10 protein-coding genes are annotated in these 9955 nt (G+C 73.2%); 3 read left to right on the top strand and 7 right to left on the bottom strand.

What is annotated here, in order from left to right; translation table 11 throughout:
• The 3 genes from VGD70_RS18605 to VGD70_RS18595 all read right to left on the bottom strand — a co-directional run.
• The coding region (locus tag VGD70_RS18605) for an aldehyde dehydrogenase family protein (protein ID WP_331082943.1) at positions 1-1337 on the bottom strand (1337 nt) is incomplete at its 3' end.
• A gap of 25 nt (positions 1338-1362) precedes the next feature.
• Complete coding sequence (locus tag VGD70_RS18600; protein WP_331082941.1) at positions 1363-1680, bottom strand: BMC domain-containing protein; 318 nt, start codon at positions 1678-1680, stop codon at positions 1363-1365.
• Positions 1681-1703: 23 nt separating this feature from the next.
• A complete protein-coding gene (locus VGD70_RS18595; RefSeq protein WP_331082939.1) occupies positions 1704-1997 on the bottom strand; it encodes a EutN/CcmL family microcompartment protein in 294 nt (97 codons plus the stop codon).
• 199 nt (positions 1998-2196) lie between these two features.
• On the opposite strand from VGD70_RS18595, the gene VGD70_RS18590 reads away from it, so the two are divergent.
• From VGD70_RS18590 to VGD70_RS18580, 3 genes are read left to right on the top strand one after another with little or no spacing between them, the layout of a single operon-like run.
• Positions 2197-3183 carry a DUF7064 domain-containing protein gene (locus VGD70_RS18590; RefSeq protein ID WP_331082938.1) on the top strand — a complete coding sequence of 329 codons (987 nt, stop codon included), beginning with the start codon at positions 2197-2199 and terminating at the stop codon, positions 3181-3183.
• Positions 3180-4133, top strand: coding sequence for an HAD family hydrolase (locus VGD70_RS18585; protein ID WP_331082937.1), 954 nt, complete (start codon positions 3180-3182; stop codon positions 4131-4133). The genes VGD70_RS18590 and VGD70_RS18585 overlap by 4 nt, the downstream gene beginning before the upstream one ends.
• Positions 4126-4878, top strand: coding sequence for a tyrosine-protein phosphatase (locus tag VGD70_RS18580; protein WP_331082936.1), 753 nt, complete (start codon positions 4126-4128; stop codon positions 4876-4878). The genes VGD70_RS18585 and VGD70_RS18580 overlap by 8 nt, the downstream gene beginning before the upstream one ends.
• Positions 4879-4918: 40 nt before the next feature.
• Here VGD70_RS18580 and VGD70_RS18575 read toward each other — a convergent pair whose 3' ends face one another.
• From VGD70_RS18575 to VGD70_RS18560, 4 genes are read right to left on the bottom strand one after another with little or no spacing between them, the layout of a single operon-like run.
• On the bottom strand, positions 4919-7333 hold the full coding sequence (locus VGD70_RS18575) for a pyruvate, phosphate dikinase (protein ID WP_331082934.1): 2415 nt from the start codon (positions 7331-7333) through the stop codon (positions 4919-4921).
• Complete coding sequence (locus tag VGD70_RS18570) at positions 7330-7938, bottom strand: hypothetical protein (RefSeq protein WP_331082932.1); 609 nt, start codon at positions 7936-7938, stop codon at positions 7330-7332. The genes VGD70_RS18575 and VGD70_RS18570 overlap by 4 nt, the downstream gene beginning before the upstream one ends.
• 11 nt (positions 7939-7949) lie before the next feature.
• Entirely contained in the window at positions 7950-9383 is a 1434-nt protein-coding gene (locus VGD70_RS18565) for a hypothetical protein (RefSeq protein WP_331082930.1), read from the bottom strand.
• Positions 9384-9430: 47 nt separating this feature from the next.
• Positions 9431-9847 carry a PEP-utilizing enzyme gene (locus VGD70_RS18560; RefSeq protein ID WP_331082928.1) on the bottom strand — a complete coding sequence of 139 codons (417 nt, stop codon included), beginning with the start codon at positions 9845-9847 and terminating at the stop codon, positions 9431-9433.
• Positions 9848-9955 lie beyond the last annotated feature (108 nt).

Below are 9955 nucleotides of genomic sequence, written 5' to 3'. Positions count from 1 at the left end.
ATGCGCTTGATGTTGATCAGGTGCAGCGGGGTGACGTTGTCCGAGCAGATCGAGCCGCTCCACGTGCCCGTGCCCAGCTGGAAGGACGGGTCCACGTCGGTCGAGTAGCCCATGCCGCCGAACAGCGCCGGGGTGTTGACCACGATCCGGCCCGCGGGCAGCGTGCCGAACGGGGCGATCTCCGCCGGGTCGGCCGCGTGCACCGCGCACGTATGCCCCTCGCCGCCGAGCGCGAGGACCTGCCGGCACCGGCGCCACCCGGCCGCGGCGTCAGGCTCGCGATAGACCGACAGCACCGGGCCGAGGATCTCCCGGGACAGCGGGACGTCCGCCCCCACCGCGGACAGCTCGGCGGCCAGCACCCGGGTGCCCTCCGGTACGGCGAAGCCGGCAAGCTCCGCGAGCCGGGTCGCGCTCTGCCCGACCGCGCCCGGCCGCAGCCCGCCCCGGTCGTCGAACAGCACCCGGACCAGCGCCGCCTGCTGGCCCGCGTCGAGCCGGTGCGCGCCGCGTGCCTGGAACGCGGCCAGGAACGCCGGGGCCACCGCGTCGACCACCACCACGGACTGCTCGGCCACGCACGCGGTCCCGTTGTCGAACGACTTCGAGGTGATGATCATCTCAGCGGCCTCGGCCGGGTCCGCGACGCTCGCGCCGACGTAGGCCGGCACGTTGCCCGCACCGACCGCGATGGTCGGCTTGCCGCTGGAGTACGCGGCCCGCACCATGCCGGGACCACCGGTGGCGAGGACCAACGCGATCTCCTCGCGCCGCATGAGCTCCTGGGTGGCGGGCAGGCTCGGTGCGTCCAAACAGGACACGAGGCCCGCCGGCGCGCCGGCGGCGACCGCCGCCTCGGCCATGATCTCGGCCGCCCGTGCGGTGCACCGGGCCGCCCTCGGGTGCGGGGCGTGCACGACGGCGTTGCCGGACTTGACCGCGGCGAGGCTCTTGAACAACGTCGTCGACGTCGGGTTCGTGACCGGGATGATGCCGGCGATCACGCCCATCGGCGCGCCGACCGCGGTCACCCGCGACGCCTCGTCCACCCACAGCACGCCGACCGCGCGGCGCTCCAGCATCCACCGCGCCACGAAGCCCGTGTTGTACCGGTTCTTGTGGATCTTGTGCTCGTAGACGCCGTACCCGGTCTCGTCGACCGCGAGCCGGGCCAGCTCCTCGGCGGCCTTCGTCCCGGCGAGCGCCATCGCCCGCACGAAGCGGTCGAGGGTCTCCTGGTCGGCGCCCTCCAGCGCCTCGAACGCGCGGCGGGCCGCCCGGGCCTTCGCCCGGACGTCGGCCAGCCCCGCCAGATCGGCATCCAGCGTCACGGTCATCTCCACACCTCGGCGGGCCGGGCCGTCAGGCCTTGGGGCGGGTCAGGACCGCGAGGATGCCTTCCGTCTCGTCGTGCGGCCGCGGGATGACGTGCACCGAGACGACCTCGCCCGCCTTGCCGGCGGCGACGGCACCCGCGTCGGTCGCGGCCTTCACCGCGCCGACGTCACCACGCACCATGACCGTCACCAGGCCGCCGCCGATCTCGCGGTGCCCGACGATCTGCACGTTGGCCGCCTTGACCATCGCGTCGGCTGCCTCGATCGCGCCCACCAGGCCCTTGGTCTCGATCAGGCCGAGCGCCCCACGGGGCGGCGTCGCCCCGGTAGCAGTCGCAGCCATGTCGTCCTCCATGTGGTGTCGGTTCAGGACTTGCGGTAGGTGACCGTGCCGCCGCGGACCACCGAGTCGGCGATGCCCACGACGGCGCGGTCGGTCGGCGCGTCGGCTCCCGCGGCCACCCGCGCCGCGCTGCCGCAGGCCACCAGCACGATCTCGCCCTCGCCCGCGCCGACCAGGTCGACGGCGACGAAGGCCGGGCCGCCGACCTGGTCCGGGTCCGGCTCGCCGGTCTCCTGGAGCAGCAGCAGGGTGAACCGGTCCAGGCCGGGCTCCTTGACCGTGGCGACGACCTGGCCCAGCACCTTGGCGAGCTGCATGGCCCCGGTCACCTCCGTCGGTGCGGCGCGGTGCCGACCGGCACGGCGCCCGATGAGCAGACAGTAGGGTCGGTCGAGACCGGTGGGCGTTATCCGTGCCGGACAACGTGGGCGGCCCGCGTTGTCGTTCGCGCCCCTGGTTGCCGGGTCCTCCCGCGCGAGAGGGTGCACCCACGCTTCGACCGCAGGAGGGTCACCGGTGATCCGTCCAGAGGATGCCCAGTTCCACCCGCCCACGAGCGAGGACCCGTTGTGGGCGGAGACCAACTACTTCGGCCTCTACGCGGCGCAGGACACCGCGTCGCCGCTCAACATCGGGGTGTACGGCCTGTTCCGCGAGCCGCTCGGGGTCGTCGGCTCGACCGTGTCGGTGAACAGCAGGAAGGTCTCCCTGCCGTGGGCCGCGGACTACTGGGACGCCTGGGAGCACCTGGTGATCCCGCGGCCGGCGAACCTGCTGGACTACGAGCTGGCCAACGGCCTCAAGGTGGTCTGCGCCGAGCCGAACCAGGTCTGGGACGTCGACTACGCCGACGAGGCCGCCGGGATGGACCTGCACTTCCGCTTCACCGCGCTCGCCGAGCCCTACGACATCAACGACCCGGCCCAGGACCCCATGGCCGCCGACCCCGACCCGGACCTGACATGGGGACACGCCTACGCCGGTCACTTCGACCTCACCGGGCACGTCGAGGGCGAGCTGCGGTTGCGGGGCGCCACCCACCCGATCGACTGTGTGTCCACGATGGACCACAGCTGGGGGGTGCGGGCCGAGCGGCAGACCTCCCGGCTGAGCTGGCTGCACGCGCACTTCTCGAAGGACTTCGTGGTGCACGGCCTGTTCGACTTCGACACCGGTGGCGGGCCGGACGCCCCCAGCGCGCTGAGCATGACCCACGGCTACGTGCTCGACCACGGCAAGCTGCACGGCCTCAAGGCAGGTGGCGGCACCACGTGGCGGGACGGGTTCTACCCGCGGGCGATCGAGCTGTCGGTCACCGACGCCGCGGACCGGACCTTCGAGCTGGAGGGCACCGGGCTGACCACGTTCCCGTGGCAGGCGTGGCCGGGCACCGTCGGGCACAACGCGCTGCTGCGCTGGACCTGCGACGGCCGGACCGGCTACGGCGAGTGCATGGACTTCATCGGGCTCGGCGAGCTCGGCGCCGCGTACAACCGCGGATGACCGTCCACACCGGACCCCAGCGCACCCGGGCGGTGATCTTCGACCTCGACGGCACGCTGGTGCAGACGCGGGTGGCCTCCTGGGAGATCTTCGCCCGGATCAGCGAGCGGTTCGGGCTCGGCATCACCCGGCCCGAGCAGTACTACGACCTGTTCCGCGGCAACGTGTTCACCTCGATCGAGACGCTGTGCCGGGACGGCACCGAAGCCGCCGAGGTCAAGCGCGCGTTCCTGGACCTGCTGCGCAGCGAGTACACCCCGCCGATGGTCCCCGGCCTGGTCGAGGTGGTGCGCCGGCTCGCCGCGGAGTGCACGCTCGCCGTGCTGTCGTCCAACGCGATGCAGGTGCTGCGGCGCGTGCTGGTGGCCAACGACCTGGCGTTCTGCTTCGCGCACGTCTTCGGTGGGGACGTCGCGCCGGACAAGCGGGCCGCGATCCAGGCGTTCCTCGCCGACGCGGGCAGCGCGTTCCGGCGGCGCTGCGCGGCCGACTACGACGAGGCCGGCGCCCGCGCGGTGCCCGAGCCGGCCAGCACGGTCCTGGTCACCGACACGGCGGGCGACGTCCGCGACGCGCTGGCGGCCGGCATCCGGGTGGTCGGCGTCGCCTGGGGCATGCACTCGGTCGACGAGCTCACCGCGGCCGGCGCCGAGTTCGTCGCGCTGTGGCCGCAGGAGCTCTCCGCCCACCTGCTGGGCGAGGCGGCGGCGACCCCGCCGTCGGGCGCGTGCGCGATCCCGGCGCGGGCGGTCACCGCGGGTGGCTGCGGATGCGGATGCGACGGGTCGGCCACCGTCGGCACCGCCCGCCGGGAACGCAGGCGGGCCGCGGCCCGCGCACTGGCCGCACCAGCTGTCGGGACGGCTGCCGGCCCAGCTGTCGGGACGGCTGTCGGGACGGCCGACGCGGAGCTGCTCGCGGCGGTCCGGCGGGTGTGCGGCCGTGGCTGAGGCGGGCCGGCACGTGTCGCCGTTGGCGGGTGCGTTCAACTTCCGCGACCTGGGTGGGCTGCCCGCCGGCCGGGACAGGCGGGTGCGCACCGGCACGCTGTTCCGCAGCGACACCCTGCAGGCGCTGACCGAGGACGACGTCGCCGTGCTCGTCGACCGGTTGGGGGTGGAGCTGGTCGTGGACCTGCGGATCGGCCCCGAAGCGGTGGACGAGGGCCGTGGCCCGCTCGCCGCGGCGACCGTGTGCTACCTCAACGCACCGCTGCGGGACCTGCCGGTGTCCAGTGTGGACGAAACGGCGGACCCGGCGGCGCAGAGCCTGCACTTCTACCTCGAGCACCTCGCCTCGCCGAGCCCGGCGCTGCCCACGCTGGTCCGGATGCTCGCCGCGGTCGCCGGCCGGCCGACGGTGCTGCACTGCGCGGCCGGCAAGGACCGGACGGGCCTGGTCACCGCGCTGGTGCTGCGCCTGCTCGGGGTGGCCGACGAGGACATCGTCGGCGACTACCTGGCCACCGAGCACAACATGCCGCGCATCATCGAGCGCTTCCGCGACTGGCCGCGGTACCGCGCGCACATGGCCGCCGTGCCCGCCGAGGTCTACCAGGCGCAGGAACACACCATCCGCGGCTTCCTGGCCGGCCTCGACGAGCGCTACGGCGGCGCGGCGGGCTGGGCCCGCTCCCGCGGCATCGGCGACGCCGCGCTCACCCAGCTGGCCGACGGCCTGCTCGAACCCCGCTGATCACCGGCGCTGATCACCGGCGCTGATCACCCGGCGCTGATCAGCCGGCCGCCTGCCCCAACGTCACGATCAACGGCCGGATCTCGGGCGCGTCCACCGCGAACCGCCGCAACCCCAGGCCGTACAACCGCCCCGCCACCGCGGCCGACACCTCCCCCGTCAACCGCACCCCGACCGCGCACCCCGGCGCCTCGGCGGCCGCGCCGGCGACGCGCTCCAGGAGCCCGTCCACCGACGGGTCGATCGCCACCCGCGGGTCCACGCTCAGCAGACCGCGCCGGAGGTACCCGTCGAGCGGCTCGCTCGCCAGCAGGTGGCTCGCCGGCAGGCCGAACACCGCCGCCTGCAACGCACCCAGGTCCAACCACAGCGCGTCGCTCGCGCGGGCGATCCCCGCCGCGTTGACCACGCCGCGCGGGCTCGTCAGGTACGCGCCGGCGCCCGGCCGGGGCGCCGTCCGCACCGCGCGCAGCGCCTCGGCCTCCGCCGGATCGCTCACGTGCCGCACGGCGAGGTGGACCCGGGCGCCCGTTCCCGACGCCGCCGCGGCGAGGCCGGCCAGCTGCGCCTCGATCAGGCCGGGCAGCCCGAGCGGCACCGACAGCGACGGACGGTGCGCCACCAGTTCCTCGGCCAGCAGGTCGATCGCGCGGACCCCCACCTCGACGTCGCCGGCCGCGGCCAGCACCGGCGCGAACCGCTCCGCCACCAGCTCGGCCACCGCGGCGTGGTCGACCACCAGGTCGCCGACCACGGCACCGGTCGCGGCGAGCACGTCGTCGACGGCGCTGACCAGCCCGGTCGCGCCTGCCGCCAATGCGGAGTCCACATCGGACGGACGGGTGACCCGCCCGAACACCGCGCAGCCCGCCGCCGCGCCGGCCGCCGACACCAGCGCGGACAACGCGTCGGTCGCCGCCGCCGGGGTGGCGGTGGCGAACGCGCCGGCGAACAGCTCGCCGGTCGCGCCGTCCAGGGACACGAGGTCGCCCTCGGCGAGCGCGCGGCCGCCGACCACCACCGAGTCGCCCGCCACCTCCAGCGCCGAGGCGCCGACCACGCAGGCCGTGCCGAGCGCCCGGGCGACCACCGCGGCGTGGCTTGTCGCCCCGCCGGTCGCGGTCACGATGCCGCGCGCGGCGATCATGCCGTGCAGGTCCGCCGGGCTGGTGATCCGGCGGGCGAGGATCACCTCCGCACCCGCGTCCGCCGCCGCCTTCGCCCGGTCGGGGTCGAGCACCAGCCGGCCGGACACCTGCCCGGGGCAGGCGCCGATCCCGGTGGTGAGCAGCCGGTCGCCGGCGCGGGCGGCGTCGAGCTCGGCGGCGTCGAACCCCGGCCGCTGCACGAGGCGCACCTGCGCGGCGGACACCTTCGCCAGCACCTCGGCCGGCGGGTGCACGCCCTCGGCGAGGAAGTCCGCGGCGATCCGCACGGCTGCCTCCGGCGTGCGCTTGGCGGCGCGGACCTGCAGGAAGTACAGCACCGAGCGCTCGACGGTGAACTCGATGTCCAGCACGTCACCCTGGCGGCGTTCCAGCTCGGCGCAGGTCGAGCGCAGCTCGGCGAGCAGCTGGGGCGCGAGCGCGTCCACCACCCGGTCGGGGGTGCGGGTGCCGGCGACGACGTCCTCGCCCTGGCTGTGCGCCAGGTACTCGCCGAACAGGCCCGGCTCGCCGGTGGCCGGGTCGCGGGTGAACACGACCCCGGAGCCGGAGTCGGCGCTGAGGTTGCCGAACACCATCGACTGCACCACGACCGCCGTGCCGACGTCGTGCGGGATCCCGTGGAACTCGCGGTAGGTCCGGGCGCGGCGGGTGTTCCAGGACCGGAACACGGCCTCGACCGCACCGAGCAGCTGCTCGCGGGGGTCGGCGGGCACCTGGTCGCCGGTGTCGTCGAGCAACGCCCGCTGGCACGCGGACCACACCCGGTCGTAGGTCTGCCCGGGGTCGTCCCCGGCGGTGACGGCCGCGGTCAGCGCGCCGACGTCCACGACCCCGCCGAGCGCGCCGAACACCGTCTCGCCGTACATGGTGTGGAACCGGGCCACCACGTCCGCCATGAACCGGGTGTCGCCGGTGACCTCGGCCAGCGCGACGGCCGCGGCCCGCCCCAGGCCGAGGTTCAGGATCGTGTCCATCATGCCGGGCATCGAGACCGGCGCGCCCGAGCGGACCGACAGCAGCAGCGGGACCGGGCCGCCGCCGAAGGTCTTGCCCGTGCTCGCCTCGAGCGCGGCGAGCTGCTCGAACAGCTCGCCGGCGAGCCCGTCGGGCAGGCTGGCGGTGGCCAGGTACCGCCGGCAGGCGTCGGTGGACACGACGTAGCCCGGCGGCACCCGCAGCCCTTGCTGGGTCATCCGGGCGAGGCCGGCGCCCTTGCCGCCCAACCGGTCGACCGCGGCCGGGTCGGCGCCGGCGAAGGTCAGCGTGTAGCCGGTCGCCACGGTCATTCGGCCCGTTCCCGGCCCAGGGTGCGCAGCAGGTCCTCGTGGAACTCGAACCAGATGTTGTGCACCGAGTCCTGCGTCGGCGCCGAGACCAGCTCGGGCCGGCCGGCCTCGACGGCGGCGAGCGCCGCGTCGAAACGCCGCCGGTACCCGCCGAACCGCGGGTCGTGCCCGGCGAGCGCGTCGATCAGCGGGCCGAGCCGGCCGACGAGCCTGTCGAGCCGGTCGATCACCTTGCCGTCGTAGGCGGAGTCGGTGTGGTCGTTGGCGACCTTCCGGCCGCCGGCGTCGACCTGCTGCCAGGCCGACATCGCGGCGAGGAACTGGGCGTTGACGGTGTCGAACCGGGTCACGAGCTCCTCGATCCGGGGATCCGCGCGTACCGCGGCGTAGTGCTCCGCCGCGGCCTTGGCGAGCGCGGGCTCGGCGGCGTCCGTCGGCAGCGCCGCGTCGCCGGCGACCACGACCAGGCCGTGCCCGGCGAGGTCGGCGAGCGTGCCGCCGACCTCGCCGGGCGCGAGCCCGCACACCTCGGCGATCGCCTCGGCGCCGGCCATCTTCTTCAGTGCCACGACGTTCAGCACGTCGTAGTCGGGCTTCCGCAGCACCACCGCGCCCCTTACAGCCAGCGGTACTTCGACCGGCGCGGGTCGGCGTTGTCGGAGAAGGGCAGGTAGCCGGCGCCCGAGAAGATCTTGCTGGGCACCGTCTCCTGCGCGAAGCCCCGCTTGGTGATGTCGTAGTAGTAGTTGGCGACCCGCTGGTCGATCTCCCAGAAGTCGTAGTCCTGGCAGGCCTTCTCGTAGGTGCCGGCCAGCCGCAGGTGCGGCAGGATCATGTCCACGTAGTAGACGTACTGGCCGTTCCAGATCAGGTCCCGCCGGCACATCCGCGCGGTTTTCGCGTACAGCTTCAGCGTGGCGTTCTGCACCCGCGTCAGGTGCTCCTCCAGGTCGTCGATCTTGATCGGGTACACCTCGCCCATCGGGGTGTTCCACTTCTCCCTGGCGAACACGACACCGCCGACGATGGACTCGATGTAGTTCTTCGGCCGGGTGAACGTGGTGGAGATGTCGTTGACCCGGATCTCCTGCAGGCCCATCAGCTGCGGGTCGACGACGAGCGCGAGGGTGTAGCAGTGCGGCAGCTTCTCGTCGTCGCACACGTCGCTCCAGTGGAACACCTCCTCGTTGACGAAGAGGTCCCGCAGGATCAGCAGCCGCCCGTCCGGCAGCTCGTAGGGGCCGGTGTCGCCGAGCCCGAGCCGGCAGTCGTAGTGGTCGAGGAAGGACAGCAGCTCGGCGGCGGCGTTGAACCGGGTGAACTTCTGGTGCTGCGGGCTGTTGGGCTCGAACGGCTCGACCTGGGCGACGATCCCGTCGAGGAAGTCGGCCTCGTGGATGCGGCAGCGGTAGCGGTCCTGGGAGTTGAGGAGGTAGCCGTCCTGCCGCTTGCCCCACAGGATCCGCTGCATGAACTTGAGGATCTCGTTGCTCTCCTCGACGTAGTCGTCCGGCCCGATGGCCTCCAGCGCCAACAGCCCGCACCGGCCCATGCCGAACCCGACCGCGCCGATGGCCCAGTCGTGCACCGCGTTGACCTTGGTGCCGATCTCGCGGCGAGCGGTCGCGCCGATGTCCATGATCCCCTGGCCCCCGCCGACCTCGTCGGTGGTCATCCGCAGGATCTCCGGCCAGCGGTAGAACTCGTGCATGAACGCGAGAATCTCGTACTCCTGGCGGGGAATCATGCCCGAGACGCCCTCGGTGGCCCGCATGACCAGCACGTCCCAGATGTTCCACGCCAGGTAGTTGTTGAGGTCGTTGAGCTCGTCGATGGTGAACTGGTCGCGCAGGACGTCGTCCTTGGCGACCTTCTCCAGCACACCGCTCTTCGCCCGCGACTTCATCATCTTGTCGCCGAGGATCCCGTCGGTGACCGGCTCCATGCCGACGAAGTTGCCGGTGTAGGTGAGCTCCTGGAACCGGAGGCCGTCGTCGTCCTGCTCGTAACGCTGCTTGTAGGTCGCCTGCTTGCTCGGGGCGGTCGTCACGTGCTGCTCCCTGTCGTCGGTGGCTGGGATGGTCGGGGACGCGGTCATCAGTCCGCGACGACGCGGCCGACCTCGTGGTCGGTGCAGTCCAGGCGGACCCGCCGGCCGTCGAGCCCCTCGGCGATCTGCACGAAGTGGGACTCGTCGGTGTTGCCGACCACGTAGCGCGACTCGCTGCCGGTGAGGTAGGCGGTCATCACGCACGGCGTCTGGAACTCCCGCGACAGGATGCCCAGGTGCGACTCCGGGGCGCCCGACATGGTGATCACGCCGATGGCGCCCATGCTCAACGCCGGCGCGAGGAAGGTGGTCGTTCCGCCCCGGACCAGCAGGATGTGCTCCTGCAGCTTCCCCGACTGGATCAGGCTGATGACATCGGCCGGCGAGGAGAGGTACTTCACCGTGCCGCTGGGTGACTTGCTGGTGTCGAAGACGTTGAACCCCTCCGCCAGAACCTCGGCCATTCCGTTCCTCCTTGAACTCATGGGGTGGGTACCGCCCAGCCACGCACGACCAGCCTGCTCGCGCACCGGCATCGCTCCTCGTCACTGTGCCGTGCGTCACTGCGCACG

Source organism: Actinophytocola sp., from assembly GCF_036402745.1.
GTDB lineage: Bacteria > Actinomycetota > Actinomycetes > Mycobacteriales > Pseudonocardiaceae > Actinophytocola.
The sequence above is the reverse complement of the archived record's forward strand: the minus strand, read 5'-3'. Positions and strand labels throughout refer to the sequence as shown.